This is a genomic window from Proteus vulgaris, assembly GCF_016239305.1.
In the GTDB taxonomy this organism is placed as follows: Bacteria; Pseudomonadota; Gammaproteobacteria; order Enterobacterales; family Enterobacteriaceae; genus Proteus; species Proteus vulgaris_C.
Map to the genome: position 1 here is coordinate 1 of NZ_JAEHOQ010000018.1, position 21,625 is coordinate 21,625.

Genomic DNA, 21,625 nt, shown 5'->3' on the forward strand with positions numbered 1-21,625 from the left:
GATTTATAAATTCAAAAAAATTTTCTACTGATGGATCCCACATTCATAATTCTCTAATAAGTTATTTTTATTATAAATAATAATATATAAATCTTTATATTTAACATTTATCTGCATTAAAAACATACCAAGCTATAAAAACTCAGGATATAAACAATATATTTAACAGTATTTTTATGTCAACATTAATTGTCATACAAATGAGAGTAAGCTAGTGACGTTACAAAGTGATCTATTTTTGTAAATGATGAGCAATAGGAGCATAAGTGTGGATGTTAATTTCTATGTAACCTGTATCGGGGATGCTTTGAAATCTCAGATGGCGAAAGACAGTGTATTACTGTTAGAAAAATTAGGATGTCGGATTCATTTTTTAGAAAAGCAAGGATGCTGTGGCCAACCTGCAATTAATAGTGGCTATGTAAAAAATGCAAAACCTGCAATGAAGCACCTTATTGAGACATTTGAAACAAATGAATTTCCTATTATATCTCCTGCTGGTTCTTGCTCTTACGCGATTAAAGGTTATGCAAAATACCTTGCTGATGAGCCTGAATGGGCGTTACGAGCTGAAAAAATTGGCAATAGAATGTTTGATTTAACCTCGTTTATTGTTAAACAACTAGGTATTGTTGATGTCGGTGCTTGTCTCAATGGTAAAGCAGTTTACCATCCTTCTTGTAGCCTATTTCGTAAGATGGGCGTAAAAGAAGAACCGTTAACACTATTACGCCATGTTAAAGGACTTGAACTATTACCTTTTGCAGATATGGAAACTTGTTGTGGTTTTGGTGGTACATTCTCCGTCAAAATGGCAGAAATTTCAGGTGAAATGGTCAAAGAGAAAGTTCATCATATTATGAGTGTTAAGCCTGACTATTTAATCGGTGCTGACGTAAGCTGCCTTTTAAATATAGGTGGTCGCTTAGAACGAGAAGATCGTCCTATCAAGGTGCTACATATTGCTCAGGTGTTAATGAGTCATGAGGAGGTATTATGTCGTTAAGAACAAGTAATATTCCCTTCAAGGATTTAATTAATCGCCAAGTACATGATGAAATCATGCAAAAAGCAGTTGCAAATGCACAACAGACTATTGGTAGAAATCGTCAAAAAATGGTGGATGATCTAGGGCATTGGGAAGATTGGAGAGATAGAGCGGCTCAAATTAGAGATCATGTGCTTACAAACTTAGATGCTTATTTATATCAATTATCTGAGAAAATAGAACAGCATGGTGGCCATGTTTTTTTTGCTAAAACAAAAAAAGAAGCGACACAATATATCCTTAGTGTTGCCAAAGAAAAGAATGCTAAGAAAATTGTAAAAGCTAAATCCATGGTGACTGAAGAAATCGGCATGAATAGTACGTTAGAAAATGCGGGTATTAAAGTTATTGAAACTGATTTGGCTGAATTTATTCTTCAGCAAGCAAAAGACGCACCTTCTCATGTTGTTGTACCTGCTATTCATAAAAATAGAGAGCAAATACGTCAGATATTCCACGATAAACTAGGATATAACGGATCTGATAGACCCGAAGAGATGACTCGTTTTGTTCGTAAAAATATTAGAGAAGATTTCTTTACTGCAGATATTGGTATAACTGGGTGTAATTTTGCTGTAGCTGAAACCGGCTCTATTTGTTTGGTCACTAATGAAGGTAATGCTCGATTAAGCACTACTTTGCCTAAGACACATATTGCAGTAATGGGAATGGAGCGTATTGTACCAACCTTTAAAGAGGTTGATATTCTAATCACGATGCTAGCGCGTAGTGCAGTAGGATTGCGTTTAACTGGGTATAATACTTGGCTTACTGGCCCAAGAGAAAATGACAATGTTGATGGTCCTGAAGATTTCCATCTTGTTGTTGTCGATAATGGGCGTTCAAAAATCATTGGTTCTGAGTTCAAAGATATCTTACGTTGTATTCGCTGTGGTGCATGTATGAATACTTGTCCTGCTTATCGCCATATTGGTGGTCAAGGATATGGTTCAATTTATCCTGGCCCTGTTGGTGCCGTTTTAACACCATTATTAGGTGGTTATAAAGAGTTTAAGAACTTGCCTTATGTCTGCTCATTATGTACTGCCTGTGATTCTGTTTGCCCTGTAAAAATTCCTCTATCCAGTCTAATTAAAAAACATAGAGAGGTGATGGTTACAGAAGGTATTACACCCACAACAGAGCGTACAATCACGACTTTATTTAACTATGTAAATCGGCATCCAACCTTATGGAAGGTTGGAATGAATTGGGGAGCTCATGCTGCTCGATGGTTTATTAAAGATGGTAAAGCGCCATTCAATATAGGTGCATTAAAGGCTTGGACTGAGGCGAGAAATCTACCTGAAGGTGACGGTGAAAGTTTTCGTAGTTGGTTTAAAAAACATCAAAAAGAGGAGAAATAAATGATGAATAATGCAGAAGCTTTTTTATCTCATCTTGCTTCTCAATTAGGACGGCCATTAAAAACGAAACCAGAAGTGTTACCGTTACCAGTGAATACATACCCTGAAGAGCGCTTAACTGACTTATCTGAAGAAGAGCGGTATCAATACTTTATTAACGCCGCTAAGTTAGTTGGAAGTAGCTGTGAGAGCACCACTCAAGATTTATTACCTAAATGTTTACTTGCACTGAGTCAGAAATATGGTTCGCCTATTATTTTAACGGGGGATCCTAGATTAAAAGAGAGCGGAGTTATCGATTTATTATCTCAACATTGTGAAATAGAAGTCTGGGATCATCTTGTTGGTAAAAAAAATATTGAGTTAATAAAGTATGCCAAAGTAGGTATTATTTTTGCTGAGTACGGATTAGCTGAATCAGGGGGAGTTGTTTTATTTTCTGGTGCAGATAAAGGACGTAGTGTTAGCTTAATACCAGAAACAACTATTTTTGTTGTTAAACGTAGTTCTATTTTGCCTCGAGTAGCGCAATTGGCTGAAAAACTACATAAAATGACTACATGTGATATTAGAATGCCTTCTTGTATTAATATTATCAGTGGACCTAGTTGTACCTCTGATATTGAGTTAATCAAAGTTGTTGGTGTTCATGGTTCTTTAAATGCTATTTATGTTGTGATTGAAGATCGTTAACCGATATCTGTAAAGAGTCACAATATTATTGTGGCTCTTGCTCTTCTGATTTTAGTTTACTGTAATCAAATAAATATTTATTTCCATCGATCACCATAATAGATGGTGCTCCTTTGTAACATTCATTAAGTGGTGAGTGACAAACTTTTTTTGAATGATGCTTTATCCCCAACCAATCGCTTAATAACCAATAATTATTTGCAGTTGAATAAGGCTGGCTTAATATATCATTATTAATGGTAGGCTTATCGATTAAGGAGCTATACCAAATAAATAAAGGAATATTATAAGCCTCTTGGCGAGGAGTATGGACACCATGGTGATAATGGATCTCGCGATTTTTATCTAAACGCTGTAATGCATGATCTGCAAAATAGAGTACCGAGGCAGGCTTATCTTTTACTTTATCGATAATCTGTCCAATAAATTTATCTGTGTAGTGAATGGAACTGTCATAGCAATTATCATCAGGTTGTGATGTAAATGATTTTAATTCATCACTTGGAAACCTATTACAAGCGGGTTCATGGCTACCATAGGTATGTAAAATAATAAGTTTTTTCTTGCTTGATTTATCACTAAGCGCTTTATCTAAATAAGGAAGTAACTCCTCATCATAACCAATAAATCTATTCCATTGTTTATTCTGTGCCATATTAGCAATAACAGAAATAACACTAGTTTTTTGGTTACCCTCCCCTTGATTACTTAGCCAATAAGTTTTAAAACCAGCATGATTAGCAAGAGAAACAATATTATCTGCATAATGTGTTTTATCTTGTAATTGGTCTAACCCTATATTTGAAAGAGATATAGGTACTGAAAGTATAGTAACGGGTGCAGGGGAGTATACTTGATTAAATAATAAAATATTTTCTTTTTCTTTTTTTAAATTTGGTGTTGTATCATAAGGATAACCATAAATACCTAGGTGATCACGACGAACAGACTCACCAATTATAAGAATATAAAATTCTGGTTTATCATCAACTTTATCATAATGGAGGTTGACATGATGTGAGGCTATTTTTTTAATTTGCCTATTTTCATGAAAAGTTTTTACTAATGCAGCTGCATTATAAAATGGAGTATAAAGGAAAGTGTATTCTACGAGTAGTTTATTATTATTCTCTGGTCTTATCGCTAGGTTTTTGTATATAGGTGTCGTTATCATCAATAAAATTATAATAATTAAGCTTCGCTTTGCTGTTTTAATATTAGAAAAAGATGACATTTTATATATAAGGAAATAGTAAATAGCAAATACAAAAGCATAGAATAAAACATAATACTTATTATAAGAGAGCATACCAATAGTTTCACTACTATTAGTATTAATAAAGGTTTCTGCTATAGAAGATGAAAATACAATATCGTGTTCACGGTAGAAAAACAGTGAAATTGAGAGGTTAAGTGTCCACAGTGATGTTACAACAAAAGTGATCATTTTTCCTACCATAGAGTGATAGATACCACTACAAGCGAGCATGATAAGAAATCCTATCACAGAGATATAGACTTTTTGCTCAATATAAAAGGATGAACCACCAAGTAATGATGGAACTATTGATAAGAAAAATAGAAGTAATAAATAAGTTAATTTAGACATGATTTATTAAATTTCACCTTTTTTATATTGGGTGAAATTTAACCATTAACGAATTGATAATACAAGTTTTCTTTTAATATAATAAGTAATAATTTAATGTTTTTGTTCTTCTTTTAGTTTTTAAAGCTAACTTTAGATAAAAAATGATTTTTTTACATAATTATTATTAGTTATTTAAAAATAATGTTAATTATAGCGTTTTTTTTAAAAGAGCAAGTTATTCAGCACTTATGTTAAACAAATTAATTATCTATTTTTAATGTTATTTATAATAAATCAATCAATTATATTAAAAGAGTGATTATTTATAATCACTCTTTTATATCAATGAATATTATAAGTAACGGCCTATTTCATATCCATCCCAAATAGCAGCCATAATTGTACGTGTTTTTTGACTATCACCAATATTAAATACTTGTTCAACATCTAGCTCATTACTCAATGATTGGTAAAGTTGGTTTTGAGACTCATAGCCAAGTGCTAATACAATATGATCCGCTACAAGTGTTAAGGCTTCGCCTTGCTTTTGCACTTCAACACCCTCTTTAGTAATACGTTTTAAAAATGTCGAGGTGAGTAAATTAACTTTTTCTTTGACTAATAACTCTTTAGTCATTTGATAGTTTGCAAAACAAGAGCCATGAGGTCCGCCTATAATATCATCTGAGGCTTCAATAAGAGTGACTTGCTTACCTCTTTGAGCCATCCACAGTGCAGCTTCAGTTCCTACTAATCCAGCACCAACCACGATAAGTTTATCACCTGTAATTAAATCTGGGTTCATTAACATTTTTTCAGCAAGCATAGCTTTAGGGTCGTCTCTACCTTCAAGCCAATGAGGTACTGTAGGTTTAGAGCCTGTTGCAAAGATAACACTATCGGGATGATGGGATTCAATAACCTCTTTATTCGCTTCCATATTGAGTTGAACATTGACTCCTTTACGCTCTAACTCGCCAACAAACCATTTTAACAATAATTTATCATCATGTTTAAAAGGAGGTTGTCCACCAGGAATAATACAACCTCCTAGTTGATTAGTTTTTTCATATAAGGTGACATTATGCCCACGTTCAGCTGCAATACGTGCAACTTCCATTCCTGCAACCCCCCCACCAACAACAACGATATTTTTAGGATGATAAGCAGGTAATAACTTAAACTCTTCTTCACGGCCACAGGCGGGATTGACTGCACAAGAGATATTACCAATATCAGCCATACGACCTAAACATCCTTGATGGCACGATAGACATGGGCGAACTTCATCAAAGCAGCCACGACGAATCTTATTAGGGATATCAGGATCCGCAAGTAATCCGCGTCCTAAAGCAATACCATCAGCAATATGATTTTCTATTGCATGTGATGCTAGGTCTGGATTTTCCATACGTCCTGCCATTAATACAGGGATATCTACGACATCAGAAACGGCTTTACAATAAGGACTATACATTCCTGGTTTAAAGAATTGGGGTGGGTGATTCCAATACCATGAATCATAAGTACCAGCATCGACGTTTAAAGCATCATAACCCATATCTTGAAGATATTTCGCAGCTTTAAGCCCTTCCTCCATATCTCTACCCATTTCAGTGGCAATTTCATCAGGAAGAATACCTTGGCCAAATCCTTTCATATTACTTTTTACAGAATAACGTAATGAAACAGGAAAATTTTGACCACAAGCAGTTTTAATACCTTGAACTATTTCTACCGCGAAACGGTATCTATTTTCAAAACTACCGCCGTATTCGTCTGTTCTTTTATTAAAAAAGGCAAGTGTAAATTGATCAAGAAGATATCCTTCATGTACAGCATGAATTTCAACACCGTCAAACCCTGCTTTTTGCGCAATAACAGCGGATTCAATAAATTTTTGAATAAAATACTTTACTTCCTCGGTTGTTAATTCTCGGTGTTCAATAGAAGGGTCGAATCGATTTTTTTCGTTCGATGGTGCTACATTGGTCTCATTGACAACGAGACCTGGAATGCATGAACGACCCCAGCCCGCAGTAAGTTGTAAAAAAATCTTACAGTCATAGGCGTGTACTCGTTCTGTCATTTCTCGTGCATTTTTTATATAAGCAACAGGGTTATGTGTGGGACATGGTAGTGATGGAAGAGGGAATTGTTCTAGTTTGTTTTCAACCTTATTAACGCCAGTAATGATAAGACCAACGCCACCTCTTGCTCGAGTAACATAATATTCAATACCTCGATTATTATAAGCACCTTGTGCATCAGCACAGCCTAATGTACCCATAGGAGCCATAATAAAACGATTTTTTATCTGCACTGCACCTATATTCATAGGGCTAAATAAAACTTTATGTTTATTCTGTAACATATGATACCTCCCACATCGTGTAATACTATAAATATGGGAGATTTTTATAGACTTTATTTTGCTTTTTAGGACAAATATTTGACAATAATACTTTTAGATAATTAATTTGACATAAGTCAAATTAATTATGGCTTATAACATTCTTTTTGTTGGACTTAGCCCTGTCCATCGCTTGAAGGCTCTTGAGAAAGTACTTAGATCAGAAAAGCCTAATCTGTAGGCAATTTCAGTCATAGAAATATCACTATCTTCCAGTAAATAGAGCGCTTTTTCTAATTTAAATTTCTCAAGGACTCGACGATAACTTGTTCCATATTCAGATAATCGACGATTAAGAGTCCTAATATGAATGTTAAGCGAGTAAGCCAGACTTTCACCGGTGATTTCTGATAAATTTTCACAAGTATTAAGATAATTATATATTTTTAAGATCAAATCTTTTTTATTAATTAAGCCAACTTTTTCACGTAATAAATTTAATGATGAGTAATAAAGATCTATATCATTATTAGATAATCTCAGATAAAGATATTTTTTTTCAATACAAATTTTACGAATAGGAAACTCTAATTTAATACTGACATTCAACTTTTCGGTATAATTTTTTAAAATTAGGTCTGAGAAATTTTTTTTCATTAATTGAACATTAATAGATAAATTATGCTCAGCACATATTTTTTTTATTAACACAATAATAGTGGCGATAAATAGAGAAGAGCCTAAAAAAGTTAAATGATTCTCTTTATTTAACGGTTCATTATCAAGTATCCATAATTCTACATCACCTTGAATATTTTGGTGATAGCTTAACCTTATTGGCGTTCCAATAAAGGTAGAGTACTCACAGATATTTTTGAGTAGAGTCTCTACATCTGGAGATGTCCAGAGTGTAAGAGAAAACGAGCTAAACGTTAATGGTGTGACGTGTTTGGCAATATCATAAAATAAACTATCATTTGGATATTTTGTATAGAAGTCATGGATGCATTCTCTCGTTGTTTGTAAAGGAATATCACCATGTTGGGGAAGTTGACGAATAAAATCGCTATTACTTAAATTTTGTTCTTCCGCTGCCTTTTTTATCAAAGTACCCCAACCTTTATGTAGAAAAACAGAGGGTACAACTATTTTTTCTCCCTCATGAGATTGTTTCATGTTGAGTATCCTAATTTTCCATATAAATATATTCAATATTCAATATTCAATATTCAATATTCAATATTCAAATAATTACAAAATTAATAACAAATTATCACTTCCTATCTTGACTTAAAAGTTAGTAGAAATACTTGCTTTAAGTTTGTCTTTAATAAGTAAATATTTAGTATTAATTTCTCATTTATATGTGATGTTTATCACAAAAAAAAAGGTTGACCTAAAAGGTTGTTCTGTTGTCCTAAATTGCAAAGCGTATCTGTGGATTATCAGCTAATTTTATTTAAAGGTAGTTGATACTTTAAATTTAACTAATCTCAGTGTTATGTACTATATGAGGGCGTTGGATGTAAATAATCACTACATTATTCCACCTGAAGGAGCGCTACATGAAAGAATGGCAAAGTATGTATAGTGATAAATTGATCTCTACAGAAACGGCTGTCACTAAAATTGAGTCTGGGGATAAAATATGGATTGGTGGATTAGTTTCTACTCCAGTCTTTTTCCTCAAAGAATTAGATAAGCACCTTGAATCATTTGAAGGATGTGAACTTTATTCTGGTCTAATGACAGCTCCTTACGAATTTTTAAAATCTAAATATAAAAAGCATTTTAAACATTATAGTTTATTTATGGGACCAATCGAGCGTAAGCTCCAAAATACAGGTGAAGGTAATTTGGAAATGATTAATTTCCACTTTTCTAACTTTAGCCGAGTGATTGATCGTCTACAACCTAATGTTGTTGTTATTGAAACTACACCACCAGATGAAAATGGATACTTAAGCCTAGGGGCTTGTGGCGGTGTTGCAAATAAAAACGCACTAAGATACGCCAAAAAAGCTATTTTTGTTATCAACAAACACCAACCTTATGTCGGTAATCCCGAAAATTTAGTCCATATTGATGATGCGACTTGGTTAGTTGAGGGGCATCATAGTATCGCACTGCCTAAAGCAGAAGAACCTACCGAAAGAGATAAACAAATTGCAAGACACATATTACCTTTTATTAAAGATGGTATGACTATCCAAATAGGTATTGGCACAATATCTAACGCAATGGGACTCGCGCTACTAAAACATAAAGATTTAGGTATTCATACTGAAATGTTTACTGAATCTATGATGTATATGTGTAAAGCGGGTGCTGTAAATGGCTCGAAGAAGAATTATAAACCAAATAAAATTGTTGCAGGTTTTGCTACAGGTCCTCAAGAAGTCATGGATTTCTTAAATAACAATCCAGACTTTGAAATGGTTAGTATGGACGTGGTTGTTAGCTGCCAAGAAGTTGCTAAAAATGACAATTTTGCCTCAATTAACACTTGCTTAATGGTTGATCTATTAGGACAAGTTGCTTCAGAAGGGGTTGGGCATATACAAATCTCAGGATCGGGTGGACAACTTGATTTCGTCCGTGGTGCAAATATGTCTCACAATGGGATCAGTATTCTTTGTCTCTCTTCGATTCGTCAAACAAAAGCAGGTAATGAGTCTAATATTCGTATTGCATTACCTAATGGTACTCCGGTAACTACACCTCGTAATGATGTCAATATTATTGCGACAGAGTATGGCGCTGTTGATCTTCGAACTTTAAGTAATACAGAACGTGTTCAGGCACTTATTAGCATAGCTCATCCTGAGTTCAGAGATTCATTATTATCTGAAGCAAAAGCAGCTGCCTTAATAAAATTGGAGGATTAATTATGTATAAAGGTCAATATTTTAAATTAAATGCTGTACCCGCACAAAATAAAATTATTGAGTTAGTTTTTGATTCTGATAATGATCCTGTTAATCGTTTAAGTAAAGATGCACTGACTGACTTAGAAAAATGTATAAGTACCCTGGAAAAAGAAGAAAATGTAGAAGGGTTAATTATCCGCTCTAATAAAAGATTATTTAGTGCAGGTGCTAATGTTAAAGAATTCCAAAAAATATTTTCTTCAGGTGAGAAACCACTAAAAGACTATTTAAATTGGGCTCACTCTATTTATAACCGTATTGAAGATTTACCTTATCCAAAGGTTGCGCTTGCTCATGGTGCAGTCGCTGGTGGGGCTGTTGAGCTAATTTTATTAGCTGATTATCGTCTCGCGGCTAGTGATACTGTAATTAGTATGCCAGAAGTTAAATTAGGTATATTCCCAGCATGGGGAGGAATTACTCGACTTCCTCGTATTGTTGGGCTTGATACTGCTATTTCTTGGCTGACAACAGGGAAAAACTTTAAAGCACCTCAAGCTTTAAAGGCACATGTTATTGATGGCATTCTTAATAATAATGAAACGGCTAAAGATCAAGCTATCGCATTATTAAGTAGTGCGATTAATAATAAGCTTGATTGGAAATCTCGTTACAACGAAAAACAATCACCTCTAACATTAAATAAATATGAATTAAGTTTATCTTTAAATGTTTCTAGAGGCATGATAGCGAAAGCCGCTGGTCCTAATTATCCTGCGCCGAAACATATTCTTAATACACTTGAAGAAGCTGCTTATTTAACACGAGATGAAGCGTTAAAAGTTGAAATCAATAATTTAGCTATTTGTGTTCAAGATAATAATGTATCAGATGCTTTGGTAAACGTTTTCTTAAGCGACCTTGCCGTAAAATCCATTGCTAAAAGTCATATTAAAGCGCCTTGCGATATTGAAAATATCGGTGTTATTGGTGCAGGTATTATGGGAGGCGGTATTGCTTATGTGAGTAGTAGCCGAAATATGGGGGTTGTATTAAAAGATATTAATGCAACAGGCTTAAAAGTTGGGCTTTCTGAAGCAAATTCTTTATTTGCAAAACAAGTTGAAAGAGGAAAAATGGCACCTCAGGATATGGGAAATGCCTTAAATCATATCGTGCCAACACTGCATAATAATGCACTTGAAAATACAGATTTAATTATTGAAGCTGTAGTAGAAAACCCAGCAGTTAAAAAGAAAGTTCTTTCAGAGTTAGAGCTTGTTGCGCCTAATGCACTTCTTGCCTCCAACACATCGACATTGATGATTAGTGGCTTAGCATCTTCTTTGAAAAAACCTGAAAACTTCTGTGGTATACACTTCTTTAACCCTGTACATAAAATGCCATTAGTTGAAGTTATTCGCGGGAAAGAGACATCAGATGAAACCATTTCAAAAGCTGTTAGTTATGTCTTGAAATTGAAGAAAACGCCAATTGTTATTAACGATTGTGCTGGGTTCCTTGTTAATCGATGCTTAACACCTTATTTCCTTGCCTTTAACCAATTGCTTGTTGATGGTGCACAAATTCCTCAAGTTGATAAAGTAATGAGTAAAGGATTTGGTTGGCCGATGGGACCAGCTCTTTTACTCGATGTTATTGGTATAGATACTGCAGCTCACTGTGTTGATGTGATGAGTGAAGCTTTCCCATCTCGTCATGCCAAACCTAAGATTAATTTAATTGAACAATTATGCTCTCAAGGATTTTTAGGTCAAAAATCGGGTGAAGGTTTCTATCTTCATCAACGAGATCCAAAAGGCCGTATTAAGCCTGCACCTCGTCAAGCGACAACAGATTTGCTAAAAGCAGAATGTGCGCCGCAAAGAGATTTTACTGACGAAGAGATCCAGCTAAGAATGATGCTGCCTATGATGTTTGAAGTCGTTCGTTGCTTAGAGGAAGGTATTGTTGGGACTCCAGCAGAAGCTGATATCGCGTTCATATATGGTACAGGTTTCCCTCCATTTAGAGGTGGCTTACTTTATTATATGGATCGTTATGGCTTAGGTAATCTTGTCTCTAAAGCTCAACAATTTGAGCATTTGGGACCACTTTATCAAATTCCTCGTGAATTGATTGATAGAGCTGAATCAAACCGTCCTTTTTATGCTTAATTGGGAGTGAAGATAATGAAAAATGTTGTGATTATTGATGCGATAAGAACCCCTATGGGACGTTCAAAAAATGGTGTTTTTCGTCATGTTCGAGCGGAAGATCTTAGTGCTCATCTAATGCAAGCAATGTTAAAACGTCAACCCAATGTAAATGCAGAAGACATTAACGATATTATTTGGGGTTGTGTTCAACAAACGGAAGAGCAAGGCGTAAATATTGCAAGATTAGCCTCGTTACAAGCAGGTATTCCTGAGACAGTACCTGCGACAACCGTAAATCGTCTATGTGGTTCATCGATGGATGCTTTACATATTGCAGCACGAGCAATCAAAGCAGAAGATGCTGATATTATTCTTGTTGGTGGTGTTGAGCACATGGGTCATATTCCTATGACTAAAGGCGTTGATATTAATAGTTATAATCGTAATATCTCCCAAGCCTCTGCAATGATGGGATTAACGGCGGATGCACTTGGAAAAATGTATAATATTAGCCGTGAAGATCAAGACAAATTTGCTGCCCGTTCTCATGCTCTTGCTTATAAAGCAACCATAGAAGGTAACTTCCGTAATGAGATTGTACCTACAATGGGGCATAACGAAGATGGTGCGTTGATCTTAGTTGAAAATGATGAAGTAATTAGACCAGAAACAACGGTTGAGTCACTTGCATTACTCCGACCTGCATTTGATCCTCGTGGGACTGTAACCGCAGGAACATCATCAGCTCTTTCAGATGGTGCATCGTGTATCTTAGTTATGAGCGAAGAAAAGGCAAAAGAGTTAAATCTAATCCCTAGAGCGCGCATTGTTTCAATGGCAACTGCTGGTGTACCTGCTGCTATAATGGGATATGGTCCAGTTCCATCAACTCATGCTGCCTTGAAAAAAGCAAATATGACACTAGATGAAATCGATTTTATTGAGCTTAACGAAGCTTTCGCTGCACAATCAATCCCTTGTTTAAAAGAGCTTGATCTATTAGATAAAGTGGATGAAAAAGTAAATCTTCATGGTGGTGCAATAGCACTAGGCCATCCTTTAGGCTGTTCTGGAGCTCGTATTGTAGGTACGCTACTTAATGTTATGGAACAAAATAATGGTCATTTTGGTCTAGCAACAATGTGTATCGGTATGGGGCAAGGTATTGCTACAATTATAGAACGCATTGAATAATATTATATCGAGCAATACCTTCATATCATTTTATGAGAAAAGCCTTTCATTATATTAATGAAAGGCTTTATCAATGATATAAATGGGTTATATTTATCTACAGTTACTTGTGTTTATAGCGCTATTAAGCGGTGACTGATAGTGATTGCTTCTCTTCTAATAACTTTTCAACTACACCAGGATCGGCGAGTGTTGAGGTATCTCCGAGGTTAGTTGTGTCACCAGAGGCAATTTTACGCAAGATACGTCGCATAATTTTCCCCGAGCGCGTTTTGGGTAAAGAATCAGTCCAGTGAAGAATATCAGGCGTTGCAATTGGCCCTATTTCTTTACGTACCCAGTTACGGACTTCTGTATAAAGCTCAGGAGTTGGCTCTTCACCATGATTTAACGTAACATAAGCATAAATAGCTTGTCCTTTGATATTATGGGGAATACCGACTACTGCAGCTTCAGCAATCTTAGGGTGAGCGACGAGAGCTGATTCTATTTCTGCTGTTCCTAATCGGTGGCCTGAAATATTCAAGACATCATCAACACGTCCTGTTATCCAATAGTCACCATCATCATCACGACGAGCACCATCACCAGAAAAATACATCCCTTTAAAGGTCGAAAAATACGTTTGCTCAAAACGATCGTGATCACCAAAAAGTGTTCTTGCTTGACCTGGCCAAGAATCAACAATCACCAAGTTACCCTCACAAGCACCTTGTTGTATTTCTCCCATATTATCGACAATGGCGGGCTGAACACCAAAGAAAGGACGTGTTGCAGAACCTGGTTTTAAGTCCATGGCACCAGGTAATGGGGTTATCATGAAACCACCAGTTTCTGTTTGCCACCATGTATCTACAATAGGGCATTGGCTACGCCCCATTTTCTGATAGAACCATTCCCAAGCTTCTGGATTAATAGGTTCACCTACAGAGCCTAGGATACGTAGAGAAGCACGTTGAGTTCCTTCAATTGCTTTATCGCCTTCAGCCATTAATGCGCGAATTGCGGTAGGGGCAGTGTACAGAATATTGATTTGGTGCTTATCAACGATTTGAGCCATACGGTTAACGGCTGGATAATTAGGTACACCTTCAAACATGACTGTTGTTGCGCCATTTGAAAGTGGGCCATACAGTAAGTAGCTATGGCCTGTTACCCAACCAACGTCAGCAGTACACCAATAAATATCACCTTCATGATAATCAAAGGTGTATTTAAACGTCATTGAAGCATAAACAAGATAGCCTCCGGTGGTATGTAACACACCTTTAGGTTTTCCTGTTGAACCTGATGTATACAGAATAAAGAGTGGATCTTCTGCATCCATAACTTCGACATCACACTCAGTACTTACACCTTGAATAATTTCATCCCACCAAATATCACGACCTTCAATCCATTGTTCTGTATTTCCTGTTCGGCGAAGTACAACAACATGATTAATCGGCGGAATATCGGCGTGATTTAATGCATCATCGACGTTTTTCTTTAGAGGGATAGCGCGGCCTGCGCGTAAGCCTTCATCAGCAGTGATAACTAATTTGGCTTTCGAATCAATAATACGACCAGCAACAGCTTCTGGTGAGAAACCACCAAAAATAACAGAATGGATTGCACCAATACGAGTACAAGCAAGCATAGCGACTGCTGCTTCAGGCACCATTGGCATATAAATCGCCACAACATCGCCTTTTTTAATTCCTAGATTTTTTAATACATTAGCGAATTGGCAAACATCTTGGTGGAGTTGTCGGTAAGTGATTTTTTTCGACTCATTAGGTGAGTCACCTTCCCAAATAATTGCAGTTTGATCCCCACGTTTTTTAAGATGGCGATCAAGGCAGTTTTGGCTGATGTTTAGCTGTCCATCTTCAAACCAGCGAATGCGTACATGGCCTGGGTCAAATGAAGTGTTTTTTACCACAGTATATGGTTTTATCCAGTCAACAATTTTCCCTTTATCTGCCCAAAAGGCCTCCGGGTTTTTGATAGATAATTTATAGTCTTTTTGGTATTGCTCTTTATTGATCAGGGCGTGTTCTGCAATGCTTGCAGGAATATGATGTTGGCTTATTTTTGTCATAATAGTTCTCCTCACTATTGTTAATACTATGTCAAAAAGTCGTTAACAAAAGAGGGGGAATAAAAATTGTTTCTTTTTTGCGCAGAAGATCACGAATTAATGGAAATGCTTTTCATGGAATGTTCAATTAGTGCGAAAGCAAGGTGTGAATTATTTATCTATATTTATCTTGTTTAATAGAATTTTTGTTTAATTAAAGGCTTTTAAATTAAAATAATATACTGTGAAAATTAATGAACGAGTGCTGAATAAAAAAACCACAAAAATAATATGGATATGATAATGATTTTCATTAACGTTTTTTTCACTATAATGAAATGAAAAGATAAATCACATGATGTGATCCAAGATAAAACAGCACTGGAGATTAATATGAGCTATACATTACCTGCACTGCCTTATACCTATGATGCGTTAGAACCTCATTTTGATGAGCGTACAATGGAAATTCACCATACAAAGCATCATCAAACTTATGTGAATAATACCAATACTGCATTAGAGAAATTACCTGAACTTGCTGGCTTAGATATTGATGAGCTAGTTAAAAACCTTCATAAAGTACCTGCTGATCAACGTACATTCTTACGTAATAATGCAGGAGGTCACTCAAACCACTCTTTATTTTGGAAAGGCTTAAAATTAGGAACTCAATTACAAGGCTCACTAAAAGAGGCGATTGAACGCGATTTTGGTAGTGTTGATGCTTTTAAAGAGTTATTTGAAAAAGCAGCTGCTAGTCGTTTTGGTTCTGGCTGGGCATGGCTGGTATTAAAAGATGATGGTAAGTTAGCTGTTGTTTCTACAGCCAATCAAGATAGCCCATTAATGGGTGAAGAGTTAGCCGGTGCATCTGGCTATCCAATTGTTGGGTTAGATGTGTGGGAACATGCTTATTATTTGAAATATCAAAACCGTCGTCCTGATTATATCAAAGCATTCTGGTCAGTTGTGAACTGGGATGAAGCGCAAAAACGTTTTCAGAGTAAAGCGTAATTGAATTGATAACTTCTTTTCTATTTTTAATGCCGACAATTGTCGGCATTGTTTATTTTGAACACTATCTTTACTATAGGTTATCCTTTTTTGTTTAGGTAGTGAGCTATGCGTTATTTTCCGAGTGTCTTTATTGGCAATATCACAACAACGTCTAATGGATTTACCAGTGCGATCACGAAGAGAGTGGTGGATGGTCATATCAAACTCACTTCGCTGGGATTAGAAGGTGATGAGCAAGCAGAAAAGAGCTTTCACGGTGGCCCTGATCGCGCACTTTGTCACTATCCTAAAGAACACTATCTTTATTGGGCTGAGCAATTTCCACAATTAACTGATTTTTTTCATGCTCCCGCATTTGGCGAGAATATCTCAACAACAGGTATGACTGAAGAGAACGTTTTTATTGGTGATATTTACCAATGGGGAACTGCTTTTATCCAAGTTACACAACCTCGCTCTCCTTGCTACAAACTTAATACAGTGACAGAAGTCAGTAACTTTTCGCAAATTATGCAAGACAGTGGTTATTGTGGTTGGTTATATCGTGTTGTGAGTATGGGTGAAACAGGTAGCCATCATCCTCTTGTCTTGGTTTCAAGAAACAGTGATGTCTCTGTTAAAGAAGCGATTTCGATTGCTTTTCATATGCCTTTTGATGAAGAACTTTATCGTCGCCTATTAAGCGCCGCAGGATTATCTGCAAGTTGGAGCAAGACTATGCAGTTAAGACTACAAAATCAAACCATTGAGAGTTTTAATAGACGGTTGTTTAAGGAATAAATAGTTAACTTTCTCTTTTACTAAAAAAACACCTCCCTAAAATGAACTGCACCCCAAAAGTTGGACACCAACTTTGGGGTGTTTTTTTATGTATTAACAGAAAATTATGGGTGAGCAATAAATCCAATTGCGTCATAAACCTTGTCTAAGGTTGCTTGAGCGCGAGCTTTAGCTTTATCCGCACCTTCTTTCATGATTTTATTAAGTAGAACGTCATCATTACGGAATGTGTTAAATCGTTCTTGAATGTTGGTTAGCATTTCGGAGACCGCATCTGCGACAGCACCTTTTAAATGACCGTACATTTGGCCTTCAAATTCAGCTTCCAATTCAGGGATCGTTTTACCTGTTACACCTGCTAAAATATCCAGTAAGTTAGATACACCCGCTTTATTTTCAAGATCGTAAATAACACGAGGTGGCTCTTCTGAATCAGTCATTGCACGCTTAATTTTTTTAGCCGCCGCTTTTGGATCTTCAAGCAATGCGATAACGTTATTACGGTTATCATCAGACTTAGACATTTTTTTAGTTGGATCTTGTAATGCCATAACACGAGCACCACCTTTTGGAATAAAAGGATCTGGTACAGTGAATATATCGCCATAAATAGCGTTAAAACGCTGAGCTATATCACGACTTAATTCAAGATGTTGTTTTTGGTCAATACCAACAGGAACTTGATTTGTTTGATAAATAAGAATATCTGCTGCCATCAATACAGGATAATCAAATAATCCAGCATTAATGTTTTCAGCATGACGTGCTGATTTATCTTTAAATTGAGTCATACGGCTCAATTCACCAAAATAGGTGTAGCAATTCAAAGCCCAGCTTAATTGAGCATGTTGTGGAACATGTGACTGAACAAAAATGGTACTTTTTTCTGGATCAATACCGCAAGCAAGATAGAGCGCTAGCGTATCTAGCGTTCTTTTTCTTAATTCTTTTGGATCTTGACGAACTGTAATGGCGTGTTGGTCAACGATACAGTAAATGCAGTCATAATCATCTTGCATTTGTACCCATTGACGTAATGCACCCATATAGTTTCCGATAGTTAACTCACCAGAAGGTTGTGCACCACTGAATACAATTGGTTTTTTTGCCGTTTTTTCTACTGAAGTCGTCATGTTAGTTCTATTCCACAGTTGTCATTGGCGTGATGTCGAGGATTGAGAGCAAATCAGCAAAATTATCAAGTGTATAATCAGGTTTGCTATCTGCGATAGATACGCCGTAGTTATAGCCATAGGTTAAACCTACGCAAGGGCATTGTGCCTCTTGTGCTGCAATAATATCGTTGCGAGAATCCCCAACAAAAAGGAGTTCTTCCTTTTTAACACCAAATGTACCCATTGTTAAATACAATGGTGCTGGGTGCGGTTTTTTTTCTATAACATCGTCTCCTCCTAGCACCAAAGAGAAATATTTATCAATTTCCAATTGCTGTAATAGTGGAGCTATAAATGGTGATGGTTTATTGGTGACGATGCCTAATGGAATATTATGTGAAGCTAATACTTCAAGCGTTTCTTTAACGTGTGGGAATAAATCACTGCCTGTTTTGACGGAAGTTGCATAATGTTCATCAAAAAGATCACGCATTTCTTTTAATAAAGTTTCTGTGACATCCTCAACGCCAGCATTATGCAAAGCACGTGTAAGTAGCATATCAACGCCATTACCCACCCAAATGGTAACATTATGTTTTCCAGCAGGAGGAAAGCCTTTTGCTTTTAATGCGTAATCTGTTGCTTCTGTAAGCCCTACAGCGCTGTCGGTGAGAGTGCCATCGAGATCAAAGGCGATAGCACGGATACCTTTGAGTTTTTTATCTGTCATTACGATACCTTTTCTAATTCACGGCGCATATTGTCGATAACATGCTTATAGTCAGGCTGATTGAAAATAGCAGAGCCAGCAACAAACATATCCGCACCTGCTTGGGCAATTTCAGCAATATTATCGACTTTGACACCGCCATCAATTTCTAAACGAATGTCATAACCACCATCATCAATCATCTTACGAACTTGGCGTAATTTATCGAGAGTGTTAGGTATAAATGATTGACCACCAAAGCCTGGGTTAACAGACATCAGCAGGATAAGATCTAATTTATCCATAACATAGTCGAGATAGTTTAATGGGGTTGCTGGATTAAGTACTAAGCCTGCTTTACAACCACAATCTTTGATTAATTGGATGGTACGGTCAACGTGGTCACTGGCTTCTGCATGAAATGAAATATAAGTTGCACCTGCTTCTGCAAAATCAGGGATGATGCGATCAACCGGCTTTACCATTAAGTGAACATCAATGGGGGCAGTAATTCCATAGTTACGTAAGGCTTTACATATCGGTGCGCCAAACGTCAGGTTTGGAACATAATGGTTATCCATGACATCAAAGTGGACAACGTCAGCACCCGCAGTAAGTACTTTTTCAGTATCTTCACCAAGACGCGCAAAATCAGCGGATAAAATAGAAGGGGCAATCAGAAAATCTTTCATCGCATTCTCCTGACAACACTCCCATTGTCGGGAGTTGTTAACGATTATTTATATAAGGCAAGTAATTCGTTTACTTTGCTACGACCGAGTGTGTTGCTACTGATTGTTCTTCTGACTTTCACACTGTGTAGCTCTTTTGCGTCTACATACCACTCTTTTGTTAACGCAGTCTCATGATTTGATATTAACACGGGTATCTGTCTCTCGTAAGCCAGCATTGAGGCAAGTTGAGCCAGATGTTCCTGCTCTTGAAAACTAAAGCTATTTGTATGGTATGACGTGAAATTTGCAGTGGGTGATAATGGCGCATAAGGCGGATCACAATAAATGACGGCACCTTTTTCTGCATTGGTCATGGTTGATGAATAGCTTTGGCAAACAAATTCAGCTTTTTGCGCCTTTTCAGAAAACCAAATTAACTCTGTTTCAGGGAAATAAGGCTTTTTGTAACGGCCAAAAGGGACGTTATATTCACCCTTTGAATTATAACGGCATAAACCATTGTAGCAATGACGGTTAAGATAGAGAAATAAGACACTACGCTGATAAGGATCTGTTGAGCGATTAAACTCTTGTCGTAGTTGATAAAATTCCTCTGCGATATTCATTTGAGGGGTAAATAATAAGCGAGCATCCTTCATAAATTTTTCAGGATGTCGCTTTACCGTATTATAGAGATGAATTAGATCACTATTTATGTCGGCAAGAATATATGAATCGTATTCTGTATTTAAAAAAACAGAACCAGCACCCATAAAAGGTTCAATTAAACAGTTACCCTCAGGCAGATGACGTTTAATGTCATCCACCAAAGGATACTTACCACCAGCCCATTTTAGGAATGCGCGTTTTTTTTTCATGCCGTCCAAATTTCTCAATCGTTTCAGAGTCGCCGATTGTACTCTGTTTCAGACAGCATATCAGCGGTGAACCTCGTCTTAATTATTTTTTTAGATCCTGATGAACATGTTTCATCGGTCTAACCCAAGGTTGTTTCGCTTGTACCGGTGCAGGTAATGAAGAAACAGCCTGTTTAGCTTCGCTTATATTACGATAGTTACCATAGATGAGTACATACCATGGGTTGCCATTACGCTGAGTTTTATAGATAGCGTAGTTTCCATTGAGGTTCTTTTTAGCGAAAGCTTCTAAAGTATCTTGGCGACTCGCACCACTTAATTGCAATGTGTAATTTGAAGCTGGAATAGAACTTAAATTGCCAGCAGATAATGAACCTGAAACAACCGGTTTAGTCGCTGGTTTAGGCTGTGTTGTTGCTGGTGGTGGTGTTACTGGCTTTGTTGGCGGTGTTTTTACTTCTGCAGGTTTTTGTACAGATTGCACCGGCTTGGTTGCTTGCGGTTGTGCAGCTGGTTGTACTGGTTTTGGTTGTTGTGAATTTAATTGCTGTTGCTGACTAGTTGCTTGGTTTATACCTGCTTGTTGTTGATTTAAAGAATCAACAATATCACCAGGGATCTCAACACGTTGACCTTGTGAATCAATCATCGGTGGTAAATTTTGTGAAGGGGGGGTCACAGATTGAATTTCTTGCCCAGAAATAGCTTGAGGTGTTGATGACTGACCACTTTCTGTAGGCGTAACGGATGACGGTTGTTGAGACAGATCGATATTTCTTTCTGTTCCTGTTGATGACGTAGGTTCAGTTGTTTCTGGTGATTTTAATGCAGAGCTGATTGCAATAATTAACAGAATAAGCACTAGGACACCTACACCAATCATCATCTGTTGACGGGATACAGAGAAGCGTGCATTTTTTAATGGGTTGCTACGAGGTCGGTTGGTTCGACGTTCAGGTCTATCCGATGTATCAGGTTTGAGTGAATTATCACTCTTGGTTTCATTATCAGGTTTGAACTCGTCCATTATGCCCTCCGTCAGAGCGTCAAAAAGCGAAAAATATTCTATTCAGCCTTAGCCATTACCTCATAGTATAAGGATGAAACGCTTT

General features: G+C 36.6%; 17 protein-coding genes. 8 read left to right on the forward strand and 9 right to left on the reverse strand.

Annotated features, from left to right (window positions below):
- The first annotated feature begins 268 nt into the window (after positions 1-268).
- The 3 genes from JEP40_RS13215 to JEP40_RS13225 are packed head-to-tail and all read left to right on the forward strand — an operon-like array spanning position 269 to position 3,108.
- The gene (locus JEP40_RS13215; RefSeq protein WP_198623902.1) at positions 269-1,006 is read left to right on the forward strand and encodes a (Fe-S)-binding protein; all 738 of its coding nucleotides are present in this window, start codon (positions 269-271) and stop codon (positions 1,004-1,006) included.
- Entirely contained in the window at positions 997-2,415 is a 1,419-nt protein-coding gene (locus JEP40_RS13220) for a LutB/LldF family L-lactate oxidation iron-sulfur protein (RefSeq protein WP_198623903.1), read from the forward strand. The genes JEP40_RS13215 and JEP40_RS13220 overlap by 10 nt, the downstream gene beginning before the upstream one ends.
- A gap of 3 nt (positions 2,416-2,418) precedes the next feature.
- Positions 2,419-3,108, forward strand: a complete 690-nt coding sequence (locus tag JEP40_RS13225; RefSeq protein ID WP_198623963.1) for a LutC/YkgG family protein — start codon at positions 2,419-2,421, stop codon at positions 3,106-3,108.
- Between the two features lie 25 nt (positions 3,109-3,133).
- Here JEP40_RS13225 and JEP40_RS13230 read toward each other — a convergent pair whose 3' ends face one another.
- From JEP40_RS13230 to JEP40_RS13240, 3 genes are all read right to left on the reverse strand, one after another.
- Positions 3,134-4,717, reverse strand: a complete 1,584-nt coding sequence (locus JEP40_RS13230) for a phosphoethanolamine transferase (protein ID WP_198623904.1) — start codon at positions 4,715-4,717, stop codon at positions 3,134-3,136.
- Between the two features lie 334 nt (positions 4,718-5,051).
- Positions 5,052-7,073 (reverse strand): FAD-dependent oxidoreductase, encoded by a 2,022-nt coding sequence (locus JEP40_RS13235; protein ID WP_198623905.1) that lies wholly within the window; start codon positions 7,071-7,073, stop codon positions 5,052-5,054.
- Between the two features lie 132 nt (positions 7,074-7,205).
- Complete coding sequence (locus tag JEP40_RS13240) at positions 7,206-8,228, reverse strand: helix-turn-helix domain-containing protein (RefSeq protein ID WP_198623906.1); 1,023 nt, start codon at positions 8,226-8,228, stop codon at positions 7,206-7,208.
- A 389-nt stretch (positions 8,229-8,617) separates the two neighbouring features.
- Here JEP40_RS13240 and JEP40_RS13245 point away from each other — a divergent pair, with 389 nt between their 5' ends.
- Genes JEP40_RS13245 through fadA form a run of 3 tightly spaced genes read left to right on the forward strand, consistent with a single transcriptional unit; the run spans position 8,618 to position 13,275 of the window.
- A complete protein-coding gene (locus JEP40_RS13245; RefSeq protein ID WP_198623907.1) occupies positions 8,618-9,940 on the forward strand; it encodes an acetyl-CoA hydrolase/transferase family protein in 1,323 nt (440 codons plus the stop codon).
- A 2-nt stretch (positions 9,941-9,942) separates the two neighbouring features.
- Positions 9,943-12,099 (forward strand): fatty acid oxidation complex subunit alpha FadB, encoded by a 2,157-nt coding sequence (gene fadB, locus JEP40_RS13250; RefSeq protein WP_198623908.1) that lies wholly within the window; start codon positions 9,943-9,945, stop codon positions 12,097-12,099.
- Between the two features lie 15 nt (positions 12,100-12,114).
- A complete protein-coding gene (gene fadA, locus JEP40_RS13255) occupies positions 12,115-13,275 on the forward strand; it encodes an acetyl-CoA C-acyltransferase FadA (protein ID WP_198623909.1) in 1,161 nt (386 codons plus the stop codon).
- Positions 13,276-13,399: 124 nt separating this feature from the next.
- On the opposite strand, the gene acs is transcribed toward fadA, so the two are convergent.
- Positions 13,400-15,358, reverse strand: a complete 1,959-nt coding sequence (gene acs / locus JEP40_RS13260) for an acetate--CoA ligase (RefSeq protein ID WP_198623910.1) — start codon at positions 15,356-15,358, stop codon at positions 13,400-13,402.
- Positions 15,359-15,730: 372 nt separating this feature from the next.
- Here acs and sodA point away from each other — a divergent pair, with 372 nt between their 5' ends.
- Both sodA and yiiM read left to right on the forward strand, forming a co-directional pair.
- Positions 15,731-16,354 (forward strand): superoxide dismutase [Mn], encoded by a 624-nt coding sequence (sodA, locus tag JEP40_RS13265; RefSeq protein ID WP_198623911.1) that lies wholly within the window; start codon positions 15,731-15,733, stop codon positions 16,352-16,354.
- Positions 16,355-16,462: 108 nt separating this feature from the next.
- A complete protein-coding gene (gene yiiM / locus JEP40_RS13270; RefSeq protein WP_198623912.1) occupies positions 16,463-17,137 on the forward strand; it encodes a 6-hydroxyaminopurine reductase in 675 nt (224 codons plus the stop codon).
- Between the two features lie 104 nt (positions 17,138-17,241).
- Here the strand turns inward: yiiM and trpS are convergent, their stop codons facing one another.
- From trpS to JEP40_RS13295, 5 genes are all read right to left on the reverse strand, one after another.
- Positions 17,242-18,270 carry a tryptophan--tRNA ligase gene (gene trpS, locus JEP40_RS13275; RefSeq protein WP_198623913.1) on the reverse strand — a complete coding sequence of 343 codons (1,029 nt, stop codon included), beginning with the start codon at positions 18,268-18,270 and terminating at the stop codon, positions 17,242-17,244.
- A gap of 7 nt (positions 18,271-18,277) precedes the next feature.
- The gene (locus tag JEP40_RS13280; RefSeq protein WP_198623914.1) at positions 18,278-18,982 is read right to left on the reverse strand and encodes a phosphoglycolate phosphatase; all 705 of its coding nucleotides are present in this window, start codon (positions 18,980-18,982) and stop codon (positions 18,278-18,280) included.
- Entirely contained in the window at positions 18,982-19,653 is a 672-nt protein-coding gene (rpe, locus tag JEP40_RS13285) for a ribulose-phosphate 3-epimerase (protein ID WP_198623915.1), read from the reverse strand. Before rpe ends, JEP40_RS13280 begins: the two co-directional genes overlap by 1 nt.
- Before the next feature lie 44 nt (positions 19,654-19,697).
- Positions 19,698-20,513, reverse strand: coding sequence for an adenine-specific DNA-methyltransferase (gene dam, locus JEP40_RS13290; RefSeq protein ID WP_109409937.1), 816 nt, complete (start codon positions 20,511-20,513; stop codon positions 19,698-19,700).
- 82 nt (positions 20,514-20,595) lie between these two features.
- Positions 20,596-21,540 carry an SPOR domain-containing protein gene (locus tag JEP40_RS13295; RefSeq protein WP_198623916.1) on the reverse strand — a complete coding sequence of 315 codons (945 nt, stop codon included), beginning with the start codon at positions 21,538-21,540 and terminating at the stop codon, positions 20,596-20,598.
- Between the last annotated feature and the right edge of the window lie 85 nt (positions 21,541-21,625).